The sequence below is a fragment of the Nitrosophilus sp. genome (assembly GCF_982775275.1).
This window is the reverse complement of the sequence record NZ_CEXZHP010000004.1, coordinates 1-24,704: the sequence shown is the minus strand read 5'-3', so window position 1 is coordinate 24,704 and position 24,704 is coordinate 1. Positions and strand designations below refer to the sequence as shown.

Sequence of the window (24,704 nt, the reverse complement as noted above, 5' to 3'; positions counted from 1 at the left end):
TTGATAAAATTTATTAGGAGTGCATATGGAAAAGAAAGATTTGCTTCATTTAGAAGAGGTTATTGAAGAGACCATAAAAAAAGAGGGGCTTTCTCGTAGGGAAGCTCTCAAAATTATGGGTCTTGGCGGTGCGGCAGCACTTACTGGAGGAGCCTCAACTAAGGCAAACGCCGCAACTAAAGCTCATGCGAGTAGCGCAAAAGGAAAGATTTTAATAGTTGGCGGCGGATTAGCGGGTATGAGTACCGCAGCAAGACTTGTTAGAAATCTTGATAATCCAGATATTACGGTAGTTGAACCAAACCCAAGAAGCGTATCATACCAGCCGGGACTTACACTAATCGGGGGATACGAGTGGCAGCCAGACGATATTATCTACTCTACAAGTGATTTTGTTCCAAGCGGAGTTAAATGGGTTCAAGATAAAGTTGTAGAGTTTGATCCGGATAATAACAAGGTAAAGACGCAAAAGGGACAGACTATAAGTTATGATTTTATGATCATAGCGGGTGGGCTTGAGCTTGCTTTTGATAGGATCAAAGGATTAGAAGAAGTAGGAACTCTTTATACCCTTGGACAAAACCAAAAAGCGGCTCAAATCTTGGCAAAAGGAAATGCGGCGTCACTATATTTCGTAGACGGCGCAGTGCAGATGAAAAAAAATCTTCATGCATTTATAGAAGCAGCGAAATCTGGCAAAAAAGTAAAGGGTGTTTTTACCCATCCAAATACGCCAATAAAATGTGGTGGTGCACCTAAAAAAATAATGTTTTTAACAGACTCTAACCTAAGAATTCAAGGCGGAAGAGAAAACGCAGAACTTCATTTTTACCCAAACGGCGGAAAAATGTTTGGAGTTCCAGAGTATCACAAAGCGATTCTTGGGCTTTTTGAAGAGAAAGATCTAAAATATCATTATAAACATAATCTTATAGAGATAGATTTGGATAAAAAGATAGCTGTTTTTGATAAACATGACAAAACAAAAAAAGTTTATGACGAGGATCTTGAAGAAGAGGTAGAAGTAGTTGTTCATGAGAAGGTGGAGGTTCCATACGATATGATTCATATCACCCCTCCTATGAAAGCACCTGATCTTATAGGTAAATCTCCGGTAGGAAGTGGTGCTGGTTTTATCCCTGTTACTTTTGAGACTCTTCAGCATAAAAAATATAAAAATATCTTTGCTTTAGGAGATATTGCAGCCGTTCCTCTTGGAAAAACAGGTGGTAGCGCTAGAAAACAGTATAAAGTTGTTGTTGAGAACCTAATCTCAGTTATGGAAGGAAAAGAACCAACGGCTAAATATAACGGATATACGGTATGTCCTCTTATTACAGAAATCGGAAAAGTTATGCTTGCAGAATTTGCCTGGGCTGATCCGGCAAACGGAAAATATAACGGAAAAGTATACCCTTCATTCCCGTTAGATCCGACAAAGCCAAGATGGATCTACTGGCTTTTAAAAGTTTATATGCTAAAACCTATGACCCAATATGGAATGCTAAAAGGTCTTGCTTAATATTTTGGCGCATTTTGCGCCAAAATATTTTTCTTACTCATATTTAATCTATCATACACTAAAATTTCTCAAATTTTATAAAAAGGTTTTTAATGAAAAAAATCTTATTTAAAGAGTTGCTTATATTTTTGGCTGTTTTTATAATTTTAGCCCTTGGAATGCATTATAAAGAGTGGTTTTCCCACCCTATAGAGCATCTTTTTGCCCTACCTCATAGTCAATTTGGACCGCTACATCCACTTTTTTTTAGCTTTGGAGTATATCTATTTTTATTAATCGTTAGAATTTTTATAAAACTTATTAAAAAAGCGGTAGAAAAAGGCAGCAAAAAGATATAAGCAGATATTAGCTTATTTTTTTCCAATTTGGTTCTTGATAGATATCATAAAATCCATCTAGAAGCTCATATGGCTTAAAAGCCGTTTTGTAAGCAAATGATTTACACCCTTTAACCCAATATCCAAGATATATCCAGTCTAAATTCAATTTTTTTGCGATATCTATCTCTACTAAAAGCGAATAAATACCCAAAGATAGCTTTTCAAAGTCTGGATCGTAAAAAAAATATATTGCGCTTATTCCGTTATCTAATATATCTATTAAATCAACTCCAATCAATTTATCATCTTTAAAATATAAAATCTCTTTCCCAAAATCGTGTGCACCTACGACAAACTCTTCATAATATGTTTGAAGATCAATCTCTGTATAGTTCCAGCCGCTTTTTTGTGACTTGAATTTGTGAAATTTATTGTAAAGATTGACATGATCAAAAGTGATTGTAGGTTTTGTGATGATTATTTTTGTATCTTTATTTTTTTTGATGACTCTTTTTTGCGACTTTGATAGCTTAAAATTTTTCACGTCAATTCTTAAACTTTTACATTCATCGCATCCATTGCAAACCGGATGAAAATATGAGTATCCAAATCTTCTATAACCTCTTTCTATTAAAGAAGAGGCATATTTTTTTGTCGCTTTTGGTATAAAGCGATAATACATTCTAGCATTTCTATTTGGAAGATATGGACACTCATAATCTAAAATAGAATACTCTATATATTCGTTTTTTTTAAACTCTTTTTTCATTATTTATATAGGCAATACCCTTATATTTTTATCAAGTTTCTCTTTTAATGTGTTTTCTATGGCAAATAAAGTTCCAGTAGTTGCGCTAGCACACCCCGAACACGCTCCCATATATCTAATGTATACATCTGTATAAGCTCCGCTTTCCTTTACATCAATAATCTCCATATTCCCACCGTCCATTACAAGAAACTGACGGATATTTTCATCTATTACTTTTTCTATAGCTTCTAATTTTTGCTCAGGCGTCATATCATTAAATTCTATATTTTCATTTTTAATATTTGTAGCTTCTTTCATCGTCTCCTCCTCTATCTTTTTAAATACCTTAAAAAATGCTAATTAGGATAAAATTTATCTTAATTAATTCAACCAAATATTACTGGAATATAACTTAAGCAGCTATTAATATGAATTATTAAAATGCTATGAATTAAAGAAGAGTTAAATAGTAATTTTCCTTTAGCCAATTCTCTTTTTCTTTATAATTTGGATACCTTTTTTCTACCAAAGACCAAAAGTTTTTTGAATGGTTTAGATATGTTAAATGGGTTACCTCATGAATTATTACATAATCAATTACATCTATTGGGCACATTATTAGACGATAGGAAAAATTTAGATTTTTATCGCTACTGCAACTTCCCCATCTCTTTTTTGCGGAATTTATTTTTATTTTATTAAATTTTACGTTATACATTGATGTATAATATAAAACTTTTTTTTCAATATACCTTTTTGCCTCTTTTTTGTAAAACTCTATTAAAGCAGACTTTATATCAAGATCTTTTTTAATAAAAAATCCATTATTAAAAAAAATTTTATCTTTTTGATTTTTTACATATTTTACTTCATACTCTTTTCCAAAAAATAGAAATTTTTCACCCTCTATAAATTTTTTTTGGGCAATTTTATACTTTTTTAGATTTTTAATTATCCACTTTTCATATTTTTTTGCAAATTTTTGGATGTGATCGTGTGACACAAAAACCGGGGCGTTTATAAAAACTCTTCCATTTTTTATAGATAATTTTAAACTTTTTCTATTTTCATATCTAACAATATAATCAATAGACAAATATTAAATCCTTTTTAATTTTCTCTATCAAGCTTTTAGCGATCTTGTCATCAAACCTTCCTTTGAAATCTCTTTGATTTCTATATATCAATTTTTCATCTTTATATATCTCAAATCTCACAAAACCATCAAAATCACTGCCTAAAGCTTTGGCGTTTGCAGAACTACAAGAGGTTATATAATTAGAAGTAATTTTTAGCATATATGAGCAAGAGTTATTATATATTTTTTTAATGAAGGCGTTATTTTTAACAATATCTTCTATTATTAGATTATCCGATTTTATCTTTATACAAGGAATTGGCTTTTTGGCCAACTCCTTATCATATATTTTGCTATAAATCGTGCCACATCCACTAAATAAGAGTAAAAAAAATATAATAAGACTATATCTCACCTTTGTGAGCCTTATGTGCGGCAATCCAATCTTCAATATTTCCTGTGAATACATAAACATTTTCATAACCAAGAAGCTCTAAATAAGCTTTTACTCTACTTGCAAAAAGACCTTTTAAGCATGCAGTTACGATAACGGTTGTTTTATCTTCTGGCAATATATCCAAATAGTTTGTAAATTCATTATATGGCGTATAATAGCTATCTGGTATATCGGCCTCTTCAGCATTTTCTCCACTAACTTTTTGAGGTGGTCTAACATCTAATAAAATTGCCCCGACCTCTTTTACAAGCTCCATAGCTTTTTCCAAATCAACATTGCCAAGTTCTGGTTTATCTTTATTTAGCTCTATTTGCTCTTTGATCCTCTCTGCAATTGTTTGTTCAAACTCTGTAAGTTTACCCATTTTTGGCCTCCTTAATTTTTTATTACAAATATATTATATATCATCAAGCTTAAATTAACTGCAACTTTTGTCACAGTCCCGGAAGCCTTGGAATCTTATTTAGTTTGGAGTTTTTACAATACCATCCCCACCCTTTTTTTAGCCAATGTCCAACAAGTGGCATAGGAAGCATAAATCCTCTTTTATCATCTCTATAAACAAAAGCAGCTCCATCTCCGCTATCCATAACGCATATTATATTTAAATGTTCAATATAACTTTCAAGTTTTCCTACCTTTTTACCGCTTGAGACAGCAATATTGTTTGCTGTATTTCTTGCCATAACTTCAGCAATATGTCCCTGTTTTGCTCTCCAATCTGGACCTTCTATATATGCACTATCTCCTATAGCGTAAACTCCGGGATTATCTTTTACCTCACAATATTCATCTACCAAAATAAATCCCGCTTCACTTAATGGAAGATCACTTTTTTGAAAAACCGGATGCCCAGCATTTGCCGGAATAAACATTGTAAAATCAGACTCTAAAAAACTATCGTCTTCAAATAAAATGCCTTCTGGTTCAAATCTTTTGATTTTTTTCCCAAAATGTTTTTTTATATTTAATTTATTAAAAAATAGATCCATCATTTTTAAAGCTTGTGGTCCAAGTCTCTTGCCGGGCTCTGCCATAGTCGCAAAAAAAGTTAATTCAAATCTATCTCTTATCCCTTTTTTCTTTAGATAGTTGTGTAGATTAAACATCATCTCAAAGGCAGGTCCCCCTCTAACCGCCGATGAATCCTTTGTATTTCCTCCAAAGCCCATTGCGATTTTACCTTCTCTCTTTTCAGTCACTAATATATCTATTTTGTCCCTCATTTTTATAGCATCTTCTGGATCACCGCAAATTGATAGATAATTTTCACTACCTTCAACTTTAACTTTTCCGGCACCCATAGCTATAACAAGATAATCTGCACTATACTCTCCATTTTTACATATAGCCTTTTTCTCTTTTGCTTTTATTTCAACAACCTCATCTTTGATCCATTTAAATCCATGAACCTTTTCTAAATCCTCCATAGGGATACAAACATCCGCAAATTCTGCATCATAAACGGGAACCCAAATTGAAGTTGGATAGATGTACATATAAGGTCTTGGAGTAATTAAATCAACCTCAAACCCCTCTTTTCTTAAAAAAATTGCAGCCTCGACGCCGGCAAAACCTCCACCAAGAACCAAAACCTTTTTCATTTTCCGCCCCTTTTGTATTTAAATATTAATGTATCTTATCATAATTATTAAAATTGATAAATCTTTAATAATGTTTTATTATGATTTTGTCATTCTTGTTTAAATCGGGCTCACCTTTGTCCCAAAAATACCATCTTGCCAATGCAAATAACACCCCAACAATAAGACCGCTTATTATTACCCATTTAATTATTTTTCTTTTTTCTTGAGAATGTGTTCCTTTATAATCATCCATCAATGTTAATGTAGGTTCTCCATTTTCATCAAAACCCTCTCTCATTTAGCTTTCTCCTTATGGGCTTGAGAATTAATGTCTTACAAATTTTTCTATATTTTTTTCATTAATCTCTTCAAGATCTCCTTTTTTAAAAGCCTCCAAAGCATCTTTTATCTCAACTCTTCCATCCCCAGGATAATAGATCTTTACCCCTTCATTTGAAAGCAATGCAAAAGGCTTCAATCCTATATGTTTTGTAATAACAATATCCACTCCTTTTTCAAGAAGCCAATTTACAACATCCAATCCGCCATCATATGGATTTTTTTATTTTTACTTGATCATCTTCTATAAAGGCAAAATATTTTGCATGTCCAAAAAGAGGTGATATGGAGGAGTTTTCTTTATTAAATTTAACAGGTATCGCTAAAATCATAGCTTATCCTTTATATGATAGGAGAAGATCTCCTATCTAAAATCTGTTTTTTTTACTTTTTTTGGTAAATATCCCATCTTGGAAAAACAAATATAGTTTTTCTTGTCACAACTATTTTTTTAGGATCATCCACTGCATAAGCTTTAATAGTTATAGGTATAGGCGTATCTTTTTTACTATCTTTAACCAATACTTTATCTGTATACAATATAACTACTTTTTTAACTTTTTTGCCAGGAACAACATCAAAAGGTTTTTTAGGTCTTGCTATTTTTATATCTTTGTTATCTACAACCTCAAAATAGTATTTATGTTTTTCATTTTGAGTATTTTGGAATAAAAATACATAAGAGTTTTTAACGATTCCGTTTGGTTCAATTTTGTAAAGCTGGCTTGTTCTATTTATGTTAAGTAGCATATTCTCTTTTTTACTTCCCATATAAAATAACGCTGCAAAAGCGAGAGTTAACATAACAATATATGCCACTATTCTAAATCTAAATACCCTTGTTTTTTCCCCACTTTCTAAAGCATGGTAACTTGTCCATCTAACTAAACTCTCTTTTCCAAGAGCTCCCATTACTTTTGTACACGCATCTGCGCACTCAAGACAGTTGATACACTCAAGCTGCATACCTTTTCTAATATCGATATGTGTAGGACAAACTTTTACGCAGGATTCGCAAAGGGTACATTCGGCATTTTCGTTTTGCTCTTTTAACTCATTTTTATTATGGACTATTAAGTGTCCATGTTCGTCATAAATTCTGCCGCCTCTTTTATAATCATAAACCGTTTGAAATGTATCCTCGTCGTACAAAACAGATTGCACCCTTGCATAAGGACAGATGTAAATACAAAAATTTTCTTTAATAAAAACTATATCGGCAATCAAAAATAGAGCTGTTCCTATCCAAAAACCCATCAAAATCGGATGATCGCCTGGATTTTGAATATATTGTAAAAAATCTTCCGGTGGAACAAAATACCAAATAAAATCTGCCGCGGCTATAAAAGCTAAAACAGAATATAACAATATAGCCACAGCTTTTTTTGTCTTATTTTCAGGCTTACTCATATCAGGCTCAATCTGTTTATTTGATATTCTTTTTCTAAGATGCAATAGTTTTGTCTCAATCAAGTCTCTATATATAACCCTAAATATCGTCTGAGGACAACTCCAACCGCACCATACACGACCACCTAACGTAGTAATGAAAAATATCCCAAAAAATAAAATCCAAAGCAAAAAGGGCATCAAATAGAGCTCTTGCATATCAAATCTAACAAAAAATAGATGAAGCTGTTTATGATCAAAATTTAGCAAGAAAAAGTGGTTGCCGTTAATTTTAATCCATGGTAAAACAAGAGCGATAACTGTAACTATCGCAAAAAATACATAACGTTTGTATCTGTAAGGTATCCAATTTTTTAAATACTCTTTTGCCCTATTCTTTTTAGGGGCGGCTGCAACTGTTGAACTTTGCATTATCTATCCTTTTTATTTATTTTTTCTACTCTACATTCAGATTTTGGAATAATTAAAATCTCCCCAAAATTCTCCATTTTCCCCTCTGTAGCAGCAAGTTCTTTTAAATTTCTTGATACTATATAATCTCTTAATGAAGTTCTACTAATATTTAAAAGTTTTGATATTTCGCTCACACTTTTTCCCTCCTTTAAATACTTTAAAATATCGTCTCTATAAATATCATATTTTGATTTTGAAATACTCCCCTTTGGCCTCCCAAGGCCTCTATTTTTAAGCTCTTTAAAACTCTCTCTCAAATCGTTAAGTAAAGATACAACAATTTTTGCAGGTGAATTTTCGTTTAATTTTATGAAAAATTTACTTATATATATCTCTACCCCTCTTTTAAAGAGGCAGTTTAATATCTTAACTATCTCTCCAACTCTATTGCTAAAAAGAGAAAGATCGTAAATAAAAAGTTTGTCTCCGCTTTTTAAAGAGTGCAAAAATCTTCTAAAATCTTCTCTATCTTCCAAAGATTTATTGTATGAGCTTATCTCAACCTCTTTTTCATCTATAATAAACCCTTTTTGAGCGGCAAACTCTTCAATGCTTTTTTCCTGTAAAACTATTGAAAATCTTATATTTTGTGCTCTTAAATACGCATATACCATATTTTTCTCTTTATAAGTAGATATAATCAATATAATAATGTCACATTATTGTTACAAGAAGTATACATAAAATTGGCGAAAAAAGTCAAGAAAGTATATAATTTTTTCGTCAAATATTTTAATAAGGTATTATATAGGTAGCTATAAATTCAAAAGTGTAGTTTTTTGGAAGGTCTACTATATATCTGATCGTATTTGAGTCTATTTTTATAAATTTAACATTTTTATCAATTTCAATTTTTGCATTACTATTGTTGAAATGATCATCAACAAAAACCCTAACTTTTTTGTTTTTAGGGTTTTTAATAATAAATTTTATTTTAGAGATCATTTTTTTCTTATCTTTTTTATAAAAAATTTGAACTCTTTTTAACTCTAAATCAAAATCTTTTCCTATTTTCAACACTATTTCACTATTTTTTGAACTATTTTTTATATAATCTTCGCCCAAAAAGCTATCTTTTTTAAATATATTGATTTTACCTCCAATAAGCTGCTTTGGCACCTTAAAATATATATATTGATAAAATTTATACATTTTTGTTCCAAAATTTCTAATAGAATCATATAAATTTACAATATATTTCTTTTTATACTCTATTTTATCTATAGATAAAAATTTATAGATTTTGCTACTATATTTTCTTATGTTTATAATATATGGAATCTCATACTTATAATATCCTGATATTTCAATAGGCATTTTTTTTGGAATATTTTCATACTTATAAGAGGCTTTAATAGTTGGATATATATAATTTTGCAAATTAATATCCGCTCCCATTAAATTTACTTTTGCATCTTTAAAATCAATTTTTGTATTATTAATAATCTCACAATACCCTATAAGTTTTCCATATCTATTTAGATCTAAAAGATAGTTAACTTTATAATTTATACCTTTAGTCAAATATGACATTTTGGTTTTTATAAAATCGCTATCATTTAATGTTTCCAAATAGATCATTCCATCTTCTGCTGCAAAACTTTTAATATTTTTATCATTTTTAAAATAGATAGAGTCTAATATAATCTTTTTTGGAATATTAAAAATATATCCTTTATTATTATTAACGGCGATGTTAACATCATCTTTTATTAAGGCGATATTTTTATTGTATATATCTATCGTAGTTTGTGCTAAAAGCATTGAAGATAATATTAAAAATATAATTTTTTTCATTAATTATCCCATCGGATAAAAAATTGTATCTTGAATTTTTTTTATATCTTTTAATATATCACGATTTAACTTAATTTCAGCTGCTCTTAAACTATCTTCTAATTGATCTTTTTTTCTTGCCCCTATAATTGTAGAAGCAACAAAATCAAAATGTTTTGAATAAGCAACGGCTAAAGTAACCGGATGGATATCATATTTTTTTGCCACCTCTAAAAAAAGCTCGGTAGCTTTTAACGTTTTTTCATTATAAAATCTTTTTGCGTGAATTCTAACTCTTTTGTTTGGATGTTTTATATAGTCGCTAAATCTTGCATCTTCAGGAATTTGCTTTTGGTTATATTTTCCGCTTAAAATACCGCCAGCAATAGGAGAATATGGAAGAAGTGAAACATTTTCTTTTTTACATACCTTCTCCAATTCATCAAAAAATCTCGGATTTAATACGCTAAAATTGTTTTGAATAGATTCAAAACGAGCCAAATTTTCATACTTTGAGATCATAAGAGATTTTGTTAAGCCATAAGCACTATCGTTTGATGTGCCTATATATCTAACCTTACCCTCTTTTACAAGTTCATCAAATGCCCTCATTGTCTCATCTTTTGGAACTACCTCATCTGGCCAATGCATCTGATAAAGATCGATATAGTCTGTATTTAATCTTTTTAGACTACCTTCAATCGCTTTTTTTATATGAAATCTATCCATTGCCGTTAAGCCATACCTAACAGGCGGAACATACCATCCACTTGCTGCCCCGGCAACTTTTGTAGCAAGTATAATACTCTCTCTTGGTTTTGTTTTTAGCCACTCTCCTACAATCTTTTCAGTAATGCCAACAGTTTTGCTATCTGGAGGAACGGGATAAAGCTCAGCCGCGTCAAAAAAGTTTATACCAGACTCATACGCTTTATCCAAAATCTTAAAAGCTTCATCTTTTGGGGTTGTAGATCCAAATGTCATAGTCCCAAGGCAAATTACGCTTACTCTAAGCCCGCTTTGTCCAATATATCTATATTCCATAAAATCTTCCGTAATCTTTTTAAATATTTTAGCTATTAAGAATTAAAAGAAGTTAAAGCGGGGAAAACCCGCCTTTTTTAGTTTAGGTTTGGTTTAGGAGTTTTAGAAGTCTCAACCGGTAAAATAGGATATGTAATTTTTGGTTTTTCACCTGTTAAAGCGTTAAAAAATGTAGCAATTGAATCGATCTCTTTTTTACTAAGTTTTTTGCCAAGCTGCGTCTCTCCCATAATAGCTATAGCCTCTTTTATATCATAAGTTGCGCCGTTATGAAAATATGGAGCTGTCTCAAGAATATTTCTTAAAGTAGGAGTTTTAACCATTCCGTTTTTATCCCCTTTAAAATCTCCGATATTAGCATATTTATATTTACCAGCTACAGGGAATGGCTGCATAGTTCCACCAAGGGCGATACCGTTATGACAGCTTGCACATCCAACTTCTATAAAAGTTTTTAATCCCTCTTTTTCCGCTTTACTTAAAGCCTTTTTATCACCAATTAAAAATTTATCATATCTGCTTGGCGTTACTAAAGTTCTCTCAAATGCGCCTATCGCTTTTCCAATGGTTTTTATAGTAACTTTCTCCCCAGGAAAAATCTCTTCAAAAGCCTTTTTATATTCTGGAATACTCATAACAACTTTTACAACATCTTCAGCTTTCATATCCATCTCTGGGGCAGCTTGGATAGGACCTGTTGCTTGATCTTCAAGATCTGGACTTCTTCCATCCCAAAACTGCTTATCGTTAAATACGGCATTATAAACTGTTGGTGAATTTAAATGGTGAGGATTTCCTCTCCATTTATGTCCGGTTGCCACAGGCACATTATCATCCCCACCTATAGCAAGGTTATGGCAGGTATTACAACTTATAAGTCCACTTTTTGAAAGACGAGGATCAAAATATAACTTTTTGCCCAGCTCAACTTTTGCCTTTGTTAATCTATTTTTAGGATTGTCTATAGCTTTAATAAGATCGATAACCTTATTTGGGATAGGTTTTAACCCGGCCTCTTTAGCTTTTTGTATTAGAGCGTCGCTTGCGCTTAAACTTACCGCGCTCAATGCCGCTACAATAAAAGCTCCTTTAACTATCTTCATCTATGCCTCCTTATATTTTTAATTTGTTGAGATTATATCAATAAAAATATTAAATTTTAATTAATAATCATTTTCCATTAGTATATTTTGTTTATATATATTTTTTATAAAAGATTACTTTTTAAATATAGATTATGGTATAATTTTGGCTATTTTAAAAAGAAAGGGGGTGATGTCAGGTGCCTGGCATCCTCGTTAAACCAAACCAGTCGTTTGAGGAAGCTTATCGTCTTTTTAAAAAACAGGTTGATAGAAACCTTATCGTAACAGAAGCAAGAGCGAGAAGGTTTTATGAAAAACCGACAGAAAGACGTAAAAAAGAGAAAATCGCCGCAAGGAAAAAGATGCTCAAACGACTATATATGCTTCGCAGATATGAAGCAAGACTATAATCAAAAGGGAAACTATCCCTTTTGATTAATAATTTTATGCTTCATTCCTTCATTATCTTTTTTAGGAATTTTATATGAAAAAATCAAAACTTTTTGATAAATATTATATAGAGTATGATAACTGGTTTTTAGAACACTCCAAAATTTATAAAACCGAGATAAAAACAATAAAAAAGATACTTCCACCTTTTAAAAAAGGATTGGAGATAGGAGTAGGAACAGGTAGATTTGCAAAACCTCTTGGTATAAATCTTGGAATAGAACCATCAAAAAAAATGGCAGAAATTGCCAAAAAAAGAGGTATTAAAGTTGTTGAAGGATATGCGGAGAAGCTTCCATTTGAAGACAATCTTTTTGATCTTGTGTTGATGGTTACTACTATCTGCTTTGTATCCGATATCGATAAAAGCTTAAAAGAAGCAAATAGAGTTTTAAAAAAGGGCGGACATATAATCATTGCCTTTATAGACAAAAACTCTAAATTAGGGCAATTTTATGAAAAAAATAGAAAAAAAAGTAGATTTTATAAAGAGGCTACATTTTATAATAAAGATGAGATAATTGATCTTATGAAAACACATGGATTTGCATTTGAAGATTGTGCAGAGTCTCTTTTTGGAGATAATTTAAAAAATATAAATTTTGATATTTTTGAAGGATGTGAAAAAGGTGGAGCTTTTGTGGTATTAAAAGGAAAGAAAATATGAAATTAACTCAAGAAATGAGCAAAGTTTGAGATAACAGGAATTGAAGCAAAATATTACGATAGGCTAACGGATATAAGGCTTTTGAAGGCTAAAAAGATTTAAATTGATTTTCGTTATATATTTTGATATACTACGAAACGACTAACTTCCATATACGCCTCCTTTGTGCCTTTTGGCACAATTTCCGCTATAATTTTTCAATAAAATCTCTCACATTTTTGGAGTAAACTTATGGAAAATAAAATTGAGGGAAGATTTTGGATCAAAAAAGGTGAAAAAAACTTTTTAGGCGCTGGTAGAATCGAGCTTTTAAAAAATATTCAAAAATATGGCTCAATATCAAAAGCGGCAAAAGCTATGAAAATGAGCTATAAAGCGGCTTGGGACGCTGTGGATATAATGAATAACTTAAGCGAAAAACCCATTTTAGAAAAAATAAGCGGCGGCAAGGGAGGTGGTGGCAGTAGATTAACTGAATATGGAAAAAAGCTTATAAAAGATTTTGAAGAGCTCCAAAAAAATTATGACAATTTTTTACAAAATCTACAAAATTTCGATAAAAGAGTATTTGGATTAAAAATAAGCGCTAGAAATAGACTTTTGTGCAAAATAAAAAAAATAACCTGTAAAGATGATCTTTGTCAATTGGATCTTGTTATGAGAGATGGGTTATTGATAAAGTCAAAAATATCCAATGATGCCATTAAAGAGTTGAATTTAAAAGAAAATGATGAGGTAATAGCGGTAATAAAATCTACATCGGTAAAAATCTATAATTTTTTCAATGAAAATTTTTTAAAAGCAAATGTTAAAGATATAAAAGAGGGAAAAAATTTTAATAAAGTTATTTTTCAATTAGAAAACGGATATACGATACATTCTATTACCGATCTTAAAATAGATCCAAGCAAAGAGTATTATCTTTACTTCACCCCAGAAGATGTATTAATCGGCATTTAATTTATAAAATCCTTTAAGCCAAAAATTGTATAATAATTAAAATCTAGTATTGATAAGGAAAAGTTATGCAATTTACGACACCCCTTAAACATAATTCGATAAAATTTTTATTACTTGGATCGGGAGAACTTGGTAAAGAGGTAGCGATAGAGGCGCAAAGGCTTGGGATTGAGGTAATCGCAGTAGATAGATATCCAAACGCTCCAGCCCATCTTGTGGCAAACAGAAGCTATGTAATCGATATGAAAGATAAAGATCAGGTTTTAGAAGTGATACTAAGGGAAAAACCTACATATATATTACCAGAAATTGAAGCTATAAATATAGAAGCTCTTTTTGAAGCAGAAAAACTTGGATTTAACGTTATTCCAAATGCTGAAGCGGTAAATAAAACTATGAACAGAAAAAATATAAGGGTATTTGCCGCCGAAGAGTTAAACTTGAAAACAAGCAGATACGCCTTTGTAAAAGGTTTAAAAGATCTAAAAGAGGCAGCAAAAGAGATAGGCTTTCCATGTGTGATAAAGCCAATTATGAGCTCATCCGGACATGGACAAAGTATAGCAAAAAGTTTTGAAGATTTAGAAAAATCGTATAAGTTTGCAAAAGAGGATGCAAGAGGTAGCGCCCAAGAGCTTATAGTAGAAGAGTTTATCGATTTTGATTATGAGATAACTCTTTTGACGGCAAAAAACGATAAAGAGATCGTTTTTTGCGAACCCATTGGACATATCCAAGAAGGGGGAGATTATATATTTAGCTGGCAACCTATGCAGATGAGCAAAAAAGCTTTAGAAAAGGCAAAAGATATAGCGACAAAAATCGTAACAGGACTTGGAGGAAGGGGAATATTTGGAGTTGAACTTTTTATAAAAGGAGATGAGGTATATTTTAGCGAAGTTAGCCCAAGACCTCACGATACGGGTATGGTAACGTTAATAACTCAAAGCCAAAGCGAATTTGCCCTTCATGTTAGAGCCGTATTAAACCTACCCTTATCTTTTACACAGTATATCGGAGGAGCAAGCGCAGCATATAAAGCCAAAAACGAAAGCTTTAACCCTATACTAAATATAGAAGATATCTGCTTTAGTAAAGACTCGTTTGTTAGGATTTTTGGAAAACCAAACTCCCATAAGGGAAGAAGAATGGCCGTAGTTTTAACTTTGGGGGAGCCTCAAAAAGCACTAAATAGAGCAAAAGAGTTAATTGAGAAAATAAGCGATTTAGACTACTCAAAAAGCGTCATACAAGAGGCAAAAAAAGAAGAAGATCAGGAATCTTGCGGATTTTTTAGAAAAATAGCAAAAATATTTTTGGGTAAATAATGAAAATTTTTCAAAAAGAGATAATATTAAGAGCATATCCGAGAGGTTTTCATATAATTACTGAGGAGATTTTAAAAAATCTTGGTGAGATAAAAGAGATAGAGGCTGGAATATGTAACCTTTTTTTACTACATACAAGTGCTAGCCTCTGTATAAACGAAAACGCCGATCCAAAGGTAAGAAAAGATTTTTTAAATTTTACTAACTGCCTTGTTAAAGAGGATGAGCCATACTATACCCATACATTAGAAGGAAGCGACGATATGCCAGCTCATATTAAAAGCTCTTTGTATGGAAACTCTTTGGTAATACCCGTAAAAAAAGGGAAATTTGTTCTTGGCATCTGGCAAGGAATTTATCTTTGCGAACATAGAGATTTTTCATCAAATAGACATATATTTATTACTCTCTTTGGAAAATAGATGAAAAAAAGCATCTCTTCAATCAAATTTAAACTTTTTGTGCCGATTTTTTTAAATTTTTTATTTATCTTTATAATTACAGGATATTTTTTAATAGAAAATATCAATAAACAAAGCGAAATTTTTTTAAAAGAGACACTAAATAAAGCAAATTTATATGTTTTAAAAGGACTTGATACCTGGATAAAAGGTGAAAAAAAGCTTGTTTTTACTCTTTCTAAAGATCCAGATATCATCAATATATGTAAAAATCCAGAAAATGACAAACTATATAAAAAAATAGAAAAATATTTTAAATCTATACACAACCATTTCAAATATTACGAAAATATTGTATTGATTATCAAACTTCCAAAAAACAAAAAAATAATAAAAATTTTAGACGGTAAAAAATATATCATAAAAGATGCTACCGCCTTAATAGATAGCGTAGAAAGAAAAACTGTTGGCAAAGGGGGATATCGTCTAAACTTTATTAAAAAAGCTTTAATAGAGGGAAAATTTTTTATATCGGATCCATACCCAAGTATACTTAGAGGATATCCAATTTTTGTAATAATTACCCCCGTTAAAGAGAATAAAAAAATTATCGGTGCTGTGTTAGTGGCTCCAAAACTTTGGGAGTTTGGGAAAAAATTTCTTCTTGAAAAGATAGGTAAAAGAGGATATACGTTTTTAATAGACTCAAGCGGAAGGATAATCTCCCATAAAGATTTTAACCTTATTTTTAAAAAAAATATAAAAGATTTCTATGGGGTATCGGATAATTTTATAAAATCTAACTCAGATATTTTAAAGATAAAAAAAGAAAAAGATGAAATTTTTATAAACTTAACCACTCATAAGCCAACAGGATGGAAAATAGTTAGCGTTATATACAAAAACGATTTTATTAAACTATTTTTATTAAAAAAATGGCAAATTTTTACAGTTATTTTATTGTTGATTATATTTTCACTGTTTTTGCTAAATTATATATTGGATCAAATTGCTGTGAATCCTTTAAAAAAGTTATCCTCAATAGTTAAAAAATATAGGCCCGGCATCTTAATAGAAAAGGATAAAAAACTTGAATCAAGTGTCCCAGAAATTAGAGATATTTATAGAGCATTTATAAATTTAGCAGATATTTTAAACAGAAACTACTCCATCTTAAAAAAAAGTAAAAACCTTTTAAACGATGTTATTAACGCCTCAACAGATCCTATATTTTTTAAAAATGATAAGTTTACATATATTGGATGTAACAGCTCCTTTGAAAAATTTGCACAAAAAAATAGAAAAGATATTATTGGAAAAACCGATTTTGATATTTTTGATAAAGATCTTGCCTCCTTTTTTAGAGAGATAGATAAAAAGATATTATCTAAAAAAGAGATAATTCAAACAGAAAGATGGATAAAAATAAACAGTTATGAAAAATTTTATCAAATACTATTTTCTCCGCTAAAAGATAAAGAGGGAAAAGTTTATGGGATTGTCGCATACGCAAGAGATTTAACAGAGCTAAAAAGAGCAGAAGAACAAATCGCTCATCAGGCTTTACACGACTCTTTAACCGATCTTCCAAACAGAAATCTTTTATATGATAGATTAAATCACGCTATAAATGAGGCAAAAAGATTAAATAAAAAAGTTGCAATTTTGTTTTTGGATCTTGACCATTTTAAACTAATAAACGATTCTTTAGGTCATGATATCGGCGATAAATTGCTAATAGAGGCATCAAAAAGATTAAAAAAAGTCGTAAGAAAAGCCGATACGGTAGCTAGAATAGGGGGAGACGAGTTTATTATAGTTTTAGAAAATATAAACTCAGCCTATGATGCGGTAAAAAAATCAAAAGAGATTTTAAATGTTATATCAAACGTATATCAGATAAACTCTCATCAACTTTTTATCTCTGGAAGTATAGGCATTAGCATATATCCAGACGATGGACAAACAACTTACGAACTTATAAAAAATGCAGATATTGCTATGTATTATGCAAAAGATTTAGGAAGAAATAACGCACAACTTTTTTCGAAAAGATTAAGCCAAAAGGTAAATAAAGAGCATATTTTAGAAAACTCCTTGCATAATGCTATTTTAAATAGAGAGTTTGAACTACATTATCAACCTCAAATAGATATAAAAAAAGAAAAAATCGTAGGCGTTGAAGCACTTATTAGATGGAATCATCCAAAACTTGGTTTGTTATATCCAGATAGTTTTATTCAGATTGCTGAAAATACCGGTCTAATTATGCCTCTTGGCAAATGGATAATCGAAGAAGCAATCTCTCAAGCGAAATTGTGGAATGAGATGGGTTTTGATATAAAGGTATCCATCAATATCTCAATTAGACAGTTTCAACATGATAATGTTGTAGAAATTTTAGAAAAATGTATCGATAATTTTAAAATATCTCCAAACTTGATAGAGATAGAAATAACAGAAAATATAGCGATGTTTAATATCCAAAAGCATATAAAAACGATGGAGAAGATAAAAAAACTTGGTATAAATATCGCAATGGACGATTTTGGGGTTGGATACTCTTCTTTAAATTTCTTAAAAAAATTCCCTATCGATAAAGTAAAAATAGATAAAAGTTTTGTTATAGGCTCCATATCAAATAAAGAGGATGAGTCTATCGTTAAAGCGATTGTTGCGATGTGTAAGGGTCTTGGTCTTGAATGTGTGGCCGAAGGAGTAGAAACTAAAAAGCATCTAAATCTTTTAAAATCCCTTGATTGCGATTATTATCAAGGATACTATTTTAGCAAACCGCTAAAAGCTATTGAAATAACGAGAATTTTAAAGGAGAATCTATGAAAATAGTAGTCTTAGACGCAAAAACATTAGGTAATGTTGATTTTAATATTTTAAAAGAGTTTGGAGAGTTAAAAATTTTTGAAACCACTAAAAAAGATCAAACTCTCTCAAGAGTAGAAGATGCTGATATAATCGTAACAAATAAGGTTGTAATAGATAAAAATATTATAGATAACTCAAAAAAATTAAAACTTATCTGCGTAGCGGCCACCGGGATGAATAATGTTGATTTAGAGTATGCAAAAAAAAGAGGGATAAAAGTAAAAAATGTTGTTGGATATTCAACCCATAGCGTTGTGCAGCATACTTTTGCGATGGCTTTTTATTTAATTGAACAATTAAAAAATTATGATGAGTTTGTAAAAGATAGGTATTGGAGCAAAAATGATATTTTTACCTGCCTAAAATGGCCGTTTTTTGAAATATATGATAAAAGATGGGGGATAATAGGGCTTGGTACTATCGGAAAAGAGGTTGCAAAAGTGGCAAAAAGCTTTGGTTGCGATGTTATATATTATTCAACAAGCGGTAAAAATTTAGATAGCGAATATAAACATATTCCTTTAGATTCTCTTTTGTGCACAAGCGATATTATCTCAATACACGCTCCTTTAAACAAAAAAACTCAAAATCTTTTAAATAGAAGTAATTTAATAAAATTAAAAGATAAAGCGGTTTTGTTAAACCTTGGCAGAGGCGGAATAATAAACGAAAAAGATCTAGCAAAAATAATAGATGAAAAAGAGATATATGTTGGACTTGACGTAACGCAAAAAGAGCCTATTGAAGAAGAAAATCCCCTTTTAAAGATAAAAAACAAAAATAGACTTCTAATAACTCCCCATATAGCATGGACTAGCATAGAAGCAAGAGAGAGACTTATTTTATCGATTGCGAAAAATATCTCTAATTTTTTAAAAGAGGAGTTTTTTTAATGGTATATGATATACTCGTTATAGGTGCCGGCGGAGCTGGAATAAGCGCAGCTCTTAAAGCAAAGGAGCTTGGAGCAAAAGTTGCTCTTGTATCAAAAAGCTATGTTACAAGAAGCCAAACTTCAATGGCTCAAGGAGGAATAAACGCCGTTTTAGAAGATAAACAAGAGCTAATTAACTCTCATATAGAAGATACATTAAAATCTTCTCAAGGACTTGCCGATAAAAAAGTTGTTGAATATGTTTGCAAAAATGCAAAAGATGCGATTGAGTGGCTTGATAGCATAGGAACTCCTTTTAGCAGAAAAGATAGCAAAATAGCCCAAAGAAAACTCGGAGGAGCAAAATATCCAAGAGCCTGCTATGCGCAAGATTATACGGGACTAAAGATTTTGCATACTCTATATGATAATTTGATAAAAGAGAATATTTTTGTTTTTGAAGAGTATTTTTTATTAAATTTAATAGTTGAAGAAAATAGAGTTTTTGGAGCCACTTTTTTAAACATAAAAAATAGCGAAGTTGTCCAAATATTGGCAAAATCCGTAATTTTAGCCACAGGAGGATACGCAAAAATATATAAAAACTACTCTACAAACTCCTCATACGCAACGGGTGATGGCATAGCAGCAGCACTTAGAGCAGGCTCTATCATTAGCGATATGGAGTTTATACAGTTTCACCCTACCGCACTTAAAAACAGCTCTATCCTAATAAGCGAAGCAGCAAGAGGAGCGGGAGGAAAGATTGTTAACCAAAAAGGCGAGAGATTTGTAGATGAACTGTTAACAAGAGATGAGATTTCAAGAGCGATTTTTGATGAGATAGAAAAAGGAAATGAAGTATTTTTAGATATAAGAGATCTTGGAGAGAAATTTATCGAAGAAAACCTCCCTCAAGAAAGGCGCCTTGCAAAGATTTACGAAGGTGTTGATCCGGTTAATGATCTCATCCCTATAAAGCCAGCTGCTCATTATACTATGGGAGGTATTGATGTAGATTTTGATCTAAAAACAAATATTTACGCTCTATACGCAGTTGGAGAGTGTGCAAACGCAAAACTTCACGGAGCCAATAGACTTGGAGGAAATTCATTATTGGAGATTATCGTTTTGGGCAAAAAATCAGCAATAAGTGCGATAAATCATATAAACGAAAATATTGAGGACAAAATATATCCTCAGACAAAAAAGGATCAAAATTTTATAAAGACTCTTTTTAATACATCTTCAAAGATCGATTTTTACGAAAAAAGAGAGTTTTTAAGCAAAATATTTTATGCAAATGTGGGGGTTTATAGAAAAGATTTGGGGCTAAAAGGAGTATTAAGCGCCGTTAGACAGATGCAAAGAGAGCTTCCTTTTATGGGCGTAAAGGATAAATCAAAACTCTACAATACAAACTTAATCGAATATATAGAGTTTGGAAATATGTTAGAACTCGCAGAAACAGTACTCGTTAACGCAATAAACAGAAAAGAGAGCAGAGGGGCTCATTTTAGAGAAGATTTTCCAAAAAAAGATGATAAAAATTTTCTAGCCCATACGCTAATTTGGAAAAAAGAGGATATTATTTATGCCGATTTTAAAAAGATAAAGAAATAAATTCTAAAATTTGCGTAAAAATTAGTATTAAATTTATTATTACTCCCACGATAGGCACAAAAATGGGGATTTTTATTATATTTTTTGGTTGTATTTTTTTCATTTTTAATCTAATTAACGATAAATTTACCAAAATAAAAACTATTAAAATAGCAAAACTTGTTAACTGAGCTAGTGTTAATATTTTTACAAAATAAGCAAATAAAAATATCAAAAAAGCGGTTAAAAAAGTAGAGTTTATAGGAGTTTTAGTAGATGGGTGAATATATGAAAATATTTTTGGAAGCCATCCTTGCTTAGCCATACCGTAAATAATTCTAGAAACCATTATAAGCTGCACTAACGCCCCGTTTATTATCGCAAAAATCGCTATTATATTTAACAAAGGAATATCTTTATTAATAGATTTTTTAAAAACATCCGCCAAAGGAGATGAGCTTTTTGCTAAAGCGGAAGGCTCAATAACTAAAATGGAAACAAATGACACCAAAAAATAGAGTATCGTTGTTATCAAAATAGTTATAATAATCGCTTTTGGCATAGTTTTTACCGGATTTTTAACCTCTTCTGCGATATTCACCATATCCTCAAAACCAATAAATGCATAAAAAGCAACAAAACTGCCTAAAATGATAAGATACCAGCTATTTAAGCTAAAATCTGGAACAAACCTTTTATACTCGATAGAAGAGAAATCTATATAAAACAATCCAGCAACTATTACCAATAAAAGTCCAAAAATTTCAATAAGCGTAAAAATAGAAGCAAACTTTACTGATTCTCCTATCCCCCATGCAGCAATTAAAAAAAGAGATATTATTAAAATGAGTATCGAAATATCTTCAGAAATCATTATATAATTTTTTATATAACCATAAAATCCGCTTACTACGGCAGCCGCTGAAACTATACCACTAAATATCAATAAAAATCCAACAAATATGGGTAAAAACTTTTTAAATCCAAGTCCCTCTTTTACATATATAGCCTCTCCGGCACTAAAAGGAAATCTCGAAGACATTTCAGCATATGATAGTGCGGTAAAAATTACCGCTAAACAGGCTATAAAAAAAGATAAAGGAGCGTAATAACCGCTTATATTGGCAATCTCTCCGATTAATACATATATACCGGCTCCTATAATATTACCAAGCCCGTAAAAAATTAAAAAGGGTAATGTTACAGCTCTTTTTAATCTCATTTTTTTTCCATTTTTAAGTTTTTGATAGTATTATATAAAAAAAGTTTTAAGGAGGCTTTTTGAAAATCGATATTAAAAGATTTCAACCGGGCTTTAAACCAAAAATAGTAACTTATGAAGTTGAAAAAAAAGAGACTCTGCTTGAAATCTTAGAAGATATTAAAACAAAAAAAGATCCATCACTAACATTTTCAAAAGGATGCAGAAGCGGAGTTTGCGGAAGCTGCGCCCTAAAAGTTAACTCAAAAGAGGTTTTAGCCTGCGAATATAAGCCAAAAGATAAAGATTTTGTTGAGCCTTTAAGTTTTTTAGAGGTTATTAGAGATTTAGTAGTTGATATGAACAGCTCTTTAAAAAAATTAAAAAAAGCAAAAGCTTATCTCTCAAAACCCTCTTTAAAAAAGATGAATGAAAAAGAGGAAAAACTTATAGAAAAACAGAGCGATTGCATACTTTGCAACTCATGCTATAGCTCATGTCCGGTTCTTGAAACAAACAAAGATTTTCTAGGACCATTTGTTTTAACCAGAAATTATAGATATTTAATCGACTTAAGAGAAGAGAACAAAAAAGAGAAAATTGAAGCCGTGTTGCAAAATGGGATATTTGACTGCACCCTTTGCGGAAACTGCACGGAGGTTTGTCCACAGGGAATTGATCCAAAAACCGATATTATGATGCTCCAAAGCCAGGCTTTAAAATTTGGATATCAAAATCCAAATCTAAATAGCTTTGGAAGCTTCGGATTGGATTTTTGATGAAAATTGAAAACCTCCCAATTCTGTCAAATCTTCATTCAGATTTTTTTGCCACGATTAAACAAAAAGGCAAAATAAAAGAGTTTATAAAAGGATCATATCCCTTAACTTCCGAAGATACTTTGAAATATTTTTATATTATTTTAGAAGGAAGGCTAAAAATCTCCCAGATCAATCCACAAAACGCAAAAGAGCAAACTATAGACATATTAACGACCGGAGATATGTTTGATATTATCCCTCTGCTTGATAATAAACCTCATGAGATATTAACATACGCAATAGATACATGCAAAGTTTATGAGATAGAAATTGAAACAATTAGAGAATTAATCTATACAAACCCAGAATTTAATAAGCTTTTTTTACCATATATCGCAAAAAATCTAAGACATCTTGAAAATTTAGCTCTTGAGCTTAGTCTATTTGACACCTCAACAAGACTTATTAGACTTTTTTTAAAAAATATCGACCTTAAAAGTCCAAATAAACTAAAATTAATAAACGATCTACCCCATGAAGAGATCGCAAGTTTAATAGGAACAGTTAGACATGTTGTCAATCGACATATTCAGCAACTAAAAAAAGATGGGATTTTGCAAGTTGAGAGGAAAAAACTGATATTAAAAAATATAGAAAAACTTCTTAAAAATTTGCCAAAAAACATCTTTTAATAGCGACAAAAGTAGCAAAATTTTCTATAAACTTCTGTTATAATGTTCCTATCTTAAAAGAAAGGATGCAAAATGGTTAATTATCCGTTAGAGAAAGATCTATTAAAAAAATTTAGTAAATATTCAAAAATTGCCGGAACAATTTTTATTATTTTAGGCTTATCTGGAATAATATTTCCGGTTTTAATGTCTTTGGCAACTGCCATATTTTTTGGGTGGCTTTTAATTTTTAGCTCCTTATTAACCGCTTATCATACTTATAACACAAATAAAAAAGATTGGCTTGGATGGTTAAAAGCTTTTATATTTTTAATAACTGGACTTTTACTAGCTATCAACCCGGTTCCAGGAGTTGCAGCTCTTGGGATAATACTTGCTATATATTTTCTATTTGACGCATTCGCATCGGTTGCGCTCGCTTTTGAGATAAAACCTCAAAAAGGATGGTGGCTTGTTTTAATAAACGGCATTTTATCTTTAATATTAGCGGTAATCATCCTTGTAGGCTGGCCGTTTAGTTCGCTTTTTTTAGTTGGCTTGCTTGTTGGTATAAGTCTCTTTTTTGACGGTATAGTGCTTTTAACACTTGGAAGTTATGCCGATAAATTGGAAAAATAACTTAAAAAAAGCGATTAAATAGATTTGTTATCAAAAATAGTCTCTTTTTTGCATAAAATCAAATTAAAAAAGAAGCTGTTTTGGAAAAATTTTTTTTAGAGTTTATAGATCTTATAAATAAAAAAAAGTATTTTGAGGCCCATGAGATTTTAGAAGAGATATGGTTTCCAAAAAGAAAAGAAAAAACACCCGATATTTTAATACTTAAAGGTTTTATAAACGCATCTGTCGCTTTTGAGTTAAAAAAAAGAGGCAAAACCCCGCAGGCAAAAAAAGTTTGGAAAAATTACAAAAAATATTTGGAACTTATTAACGATTGTTCATCACTAAAAAAAGAGGATCTTTTAAAGGTTTGTAAAGCTATTGAAGATGAATATGAAAAAATATTATCATAATTAAAATTTTAAGTCTGAAAATAAATTTATAGATGAAAATATAAAAAATTA

At 30.8% G+C, this 24,704-nt stretch carries 28 protein-coding genes and 1 pseudogene; 14 read left to right on the top strand and 15 right to left on the bottom strand.

Features of this window, described 5'->3' with window-relative positions; genetic code table 11:
• The first annotated feature begins 25 nt into the window (after positions 1 to 25).
• Together AC30RD_RS00635 and AC30RD_RS00630 are read left to right on the top strand one after the other, a co-directional pair.
• Positions 26 to 1,522, top strand: coding sequence for an NAD(P)/FAD-dependent oxidoreductase (locus AC30RD_RS00635; RefSeq protein WP_489492189.1), 1,497 nt, complete (start codon positions 26 to 28; stop codon positions 1,520 to 1,522).
• Positions 1,523 to 1,614: 92 nt separating this feature from the next.
• Positions 1,615 to 1,860: a hypothetical protein gene (locus AC30RD_RS00630; RefSeq protein WP_489492188.1), complete on the top strand. Its 246-nt coding sequence runs from the start codon at positions 1,615 to 1,617 to the stop codon at positions 1,858 to 1,860.
• A gap of 7 nt (positions 1,861 to 1,867) precedes the next feature.
• Here the strand turns inward: AC30RD_RS00630 and AC30RD_RS00625 are convergent, their stop codons facing one another.
• The 14 genes and pseudogenes from AC30RD_RS00625 to AC30RD_RS00560 all read right to left on the bottom strand — a co-directional run bounded on the left by AC30RD_RS00625 (position 1,868) and on the right by AC30RD_RS00560 (position 11,839).
• The gene (locus AC30RD_RS00625; RefSeq protein WP_489492187.1) at positions 1,868 to 2,611 is read right to left on the bottom strand and encodes an arginyltransferase; all 744 of its coding nucleotides are present in this window, start codon (positions 2,609 to 2,611) and stop codon (positions 1,868 to 1,870) included.
• Positions 2,612 to 2,614: 3 nt separating this feature from the next.
• A pseudogene (locus AC30RD_RS00620) lies at positions 2,615 to 2,872 on the bottom strand (NifU family protein); the annotation flags it as partial.
• A 172-nt stretch (positions 2,873 to 3,044) separates the two neighbouring features.
• Positions 3,045 to 3,689, bottom strand: coding sequence for a M48 family metallopeptidase (locus tag AC30RD_RS00615; protein WP_489492186.1), 645 nt, complete (start codon positions 3,687 to 3,689; stop codon positions 3,045 to 3,047).
• Entirely contained in the window at positions 3,679 to 4,005 is a 327-nt protein-coding gene (locus AC30RD_RS00610; protein WP_489492185.1) for a hypothetical protein, read from the bottom strand. Before AC30RD_RS00610 ends, AC30RD_RS00615 begins: the two co-directional genes overlap by 11 nt.
• Before the next feature lie 70 nt (positions 4,006 to 4,075).
• On the bottom strand, positions 4,076 to 4,492 hold the full coding sequence (locus AC30RD_RS00605; protein ID WP_489492184.1) for a rhodanese-like domain-containing protein: 417 nt from the start codon (positions 4,490 to 4,492) through the stop codon (positions 4,076 to 4,078).
• Between the two features lie 70 nt (positions 4,493 to 4,562).
• Positions 4,563 to 5,732, bottom strand: a complete 1,170-nt coding sequence (locus AC30RD_RS00600) for an NAD(P)/FAD-dependent oxidoreductase (RefSeq protein WP_489492183.1) — start codon at positions 5,730 to 5,732, stop codon at positions 4,563 to 4,565.
• Between the two features lie 64 nt (positions 5,733 to 5,796).
• Positions 5,797 to 6,012, bottom strand: coding sequence for a hypothetical protein (locus AC30RD_RS00595; RefSeq protein ID WP_489492182.1), 216 nt, complete (start codon positions 6,010 to 6,012; stop codon positions 5,797 to 5,799).
• A gap of 27 nt (positions 6,013 to 6,039) precedes the next feature.
• Positions 6,040 to 6,255 carry a NifB/NifX family molybdenum-iron cluster-binding protein gene (locus tag AC30RD_RS00590; protein WP_489492181.1) on the bottom strand — a complete coding sequence of 72 codons (216 nt, stop codon included), beginning with the start codon at positions 6,253 to 6,255 and terminating at the stop codon, positions 6,040 to 6,042.
• Positions 6,256 to 6,262: 7 nt separating this feature from the next.
• Complete coding sequence (locus AC30RD_RS00585) at positions 6,263 to 6,385, bottom strand: NifB/NifX family molybdenum-iron cluster-binding protein (RefSeq protein WP_489492180.1); 123 nt, start codon at positions 6,383 to 6,385, stop codon at positions 6,263 to 6,265.
• Between the two features lie 52 nt (positions 6,386 to 6,437).
• Positions 6,438 to 7,874: a cytochrome c oxidase accessory protein CcoG gene (gene ccoG / locus AC30RD_RS00580; RefSeq protein ID WP_489492178.1), complete on the bottom strand. Its 1,437-nt coding sequence runs from the start codon at positions 7,872 to 7,874 to the stop codon at positions 6,438 to 6,440.
• Complete coding sequence (locus tag AC30RD_RS00575) at positions 7,874 to 8,530, bottom strand: recombinase family protein (protein WP_489492177.1); 657 nt, start codon at positions 8,528 to 8,530, stop codon at positions 7,874 to 7,876. Before AC30RD_RS00575 ends, ccoG begins: the two co-directional genes overlap by 1 nt.
• A gap of 118 nt (positions 8,531 to 8,648) precedes the next feature.
• The gene (locus AC30RD_RS00570; protein ID WP_489492176.1) at positions 8,649 to 9,713 is read right to left on the bottom strand and encodes a hypothetical protein; all 1,065 of its coding nucleotides are present in this window, start codon (positions 9,711 to 9,713) and stop codon (positions 8,649 to 8,651) included.
• Positions 9,714 to 9,716: 3 nt separating this feature from the next.
• Positions 9,717 to 10,736: an aldo/keto reductase gene (locus AC30RD_RS00565; RefSeq protein ID WP_489492175.1), complete on the bottom strand. Its 1,020-nt coding sequence runs from the start codon at positions 10,734 to 10,736 to the stop codon at positions 9,717 to 9,719.
• A gap of 77 nt (positions 10,737 to 10,813) precedes the next feature.
• Entirely contained in the window at positions 10,814 to 11,839 is a 1,026-nt protein-coding gene (locus AC30RD_RS00560; RefSeq protein WP_489492174.1) for a cytochrome-c peroxidase, read from the bottom strand.
• Between the two features lie 179 nt (positions 11,840 to 12,018).
• Between AC30RD_RS00560 and rpsU the strand changes: the two genes are divergently transcribed.
• The 8 genes from rpsU (at position 12,019) to AC30RD_RS00520 (ending at position 21,007) form a co-directional block, all read left to right on the top strand.
• Positions 12,019 to 12,231, top strand: coding sequence for a 30S ribosomal protein S21 (gene rpsU, locus AC30RD_RS00555; RefSeq protein ID WP_281951851.1), 213 nt, complete (start codon positions 12,019 to 12,021; stop codon positions 12,229 to 12,231).
• Between the two features lie 74 nt (positions 12,232 to 12,305).
• Positions 12,306 to 12,938 carry a class I SAM-dependent methyltransferase gene (locus AC30RD_RS00550; RefSeq protein ID WP_489492173.1) on the top strand — a complete coding sequence of 211 codons (633 nt, stop codon included), beginning with the start codon at positions 12,306 to 12,308 and terminating at the stop codon, positions 12,936 to 12,938.
• Positions 12,939 to 13,169: 231 nt separating this feature from the next.
• Positions 13,170 to 13,898 carry a TOBE domain-containing protein gene (locus AC30RD_RS00545; protein WP_489492172.1) on the top strand — a complete coding sequence of 243 codons (729 nt, stop codon included), beginning with the start codon at positions 13,170 to 13,172 and terminating at the stop codon, positions 13,896 to 13,898.
• Between the two features lie 65 nt (positions 13,899 to 13,963).
• Complete coding sequence (gene purT / locus AC30RD_RS00540; RefSeq protein ID WP_489492171.1) at positions 13,964 to 15,226, top strand: formate-dependent phosphoribosylglycinamide formyltransferase; 1,263 nt, start codon at positions 13,964 to 13,966, stop codon at positions 15,224 to 15,226.
• Positions 15,226 to 15,648, top strand: coding sequence for a secondary thiamine-phosphate synthase enzyme YjbQ (locus AC30RD_RS00535; RefSeq protein WP_489492170.1), 423 nt, complete (start codon positions 15,226 to 15,228; stop codon positions 15,646 to 15,648). The genes purT and AC30RD_RS00535 overlap by 1 nt, the downstream gene beginning before the upstream one ends.
• A complete protein-coding gene (locus AC30RD_RS00530) occupies positions 15,649 to 18,468 on the top strand; it encodes an EAL domain-containing protein (RefSeq protein WP_489492169.1) in 2,820 nt (939 codons plus the stop codon).
• On the top strand, positions 18,465 to 19,403 hold the full coding sequence (locus AC30RD_RS00525; protein ID WP_489492168.1) for a D-2-hydroxyacid dehydrogenase: 939 nt from the start codon (positions 18,465 to 18,467) through the stop codon (positions 19,401 to 19,403). The genes AC30RD_RS00530 and AC30RD_RS00525 overlap by 4 nt, the downstream gene beginning before the upstream one ends.
• A complete protein-coding gene (locus tag AC30RD_RS00520; RefSeq protein ID WP_489492167.1) occupies positions 19,403 to 21,007 on the top strand; it encodes an FAD-dependent oxidoreductase in 1,605 nt (534 codons plus the stop codon). The genes AC30RD_RS00525 and AC30RD_RS00520 overlap by 1 nt, the downstream gene beginning before the upstream one ends.
• On the opposite strand, the gene AC30RD_RS00515 is transcribed toward AC30RD_RS00520, so the two are convergent.
• Positions 20,988 to 22,208 (bottom strand): APC family permease, encoded by a 1,221-nt coding sequence (locus AC30RD_RS00515; RefSeq protein WP_489492166.1) that lies wholly within the window; start codon positions 22,206 to 22,208, stop codon positions 20,988 to 20,990. The genes AC30RD_RS00520 and AC30RD_RS00515 overlap by 20 nt on opposite strands.
• Positions 22,209 to 22,267: 59 nt before the next feature.
• Here AC30RD_RS00515 and AC30RD_RS00510 point away from each other — a divergent pair, with 59 nt between their 5' ends.
• The 4 genes from AC30RD_RS00510 (at position 22,268) to AC30RD_RS00495 (ending at position 24,653) form a co-directional block, all read left to right on the top strand.
• Positions 22,268 to 22,966: a succinate dehydrogenase/fumarate reductase iron-sulfur subunit gene (locus tag AC30RD_RS00510; protein WP_489492164.1), complete on the top strand. Its 699-nt coding sequence runs from the start codon at positions 22,268 to 22,270 to the stop codon at positions 22,964 to 22,966.
• Positions 22,966 to 23,640 (top strand): Crp/Fnr family transcriptional regulator, encoded by a 675-nt coding sequence (locus AC30RD_RS00505; RefSeq protein WP_489492163.1) that lies wholly within the window; start codon positions 22,966 to 22,968, stop codon positions 23,638 to 23,640. Before AC30RD_RS00510 ends, AC30RD_RS00505 begins: the two co-directional genes overlap by 1 nt.
• Positions 23,641 to 23,712: 72 nt before the next feature.
• Positions 23,713 to 24,258 carry an HdeD family acid-resistance protein gene (locus AC30RD_RS00500; RefSeq protein ID WP_489492162.1) on the top strand — a complete coding sequence of 182 codons (546 nt, stop codon included), beginning with the start codon at positions 23,713 to 23,715 and terminating at the stop codon, positions 24,256 to 24,258.
• Positions 24,259 to 24,338: 80 nt separating this feature from the next.
• A complete protein-coding gene (locus tag AC30RD_RS00495) occupies positions 24,339 to 24,653 on the top strand; it encodes a DUF309 domain-containing protein (protein WP_489492161.1) in 315 nt (104 codons plus the stop codon).
• Positions 24,654 to 24,704 lie beyond the last annotated feature (51 nt).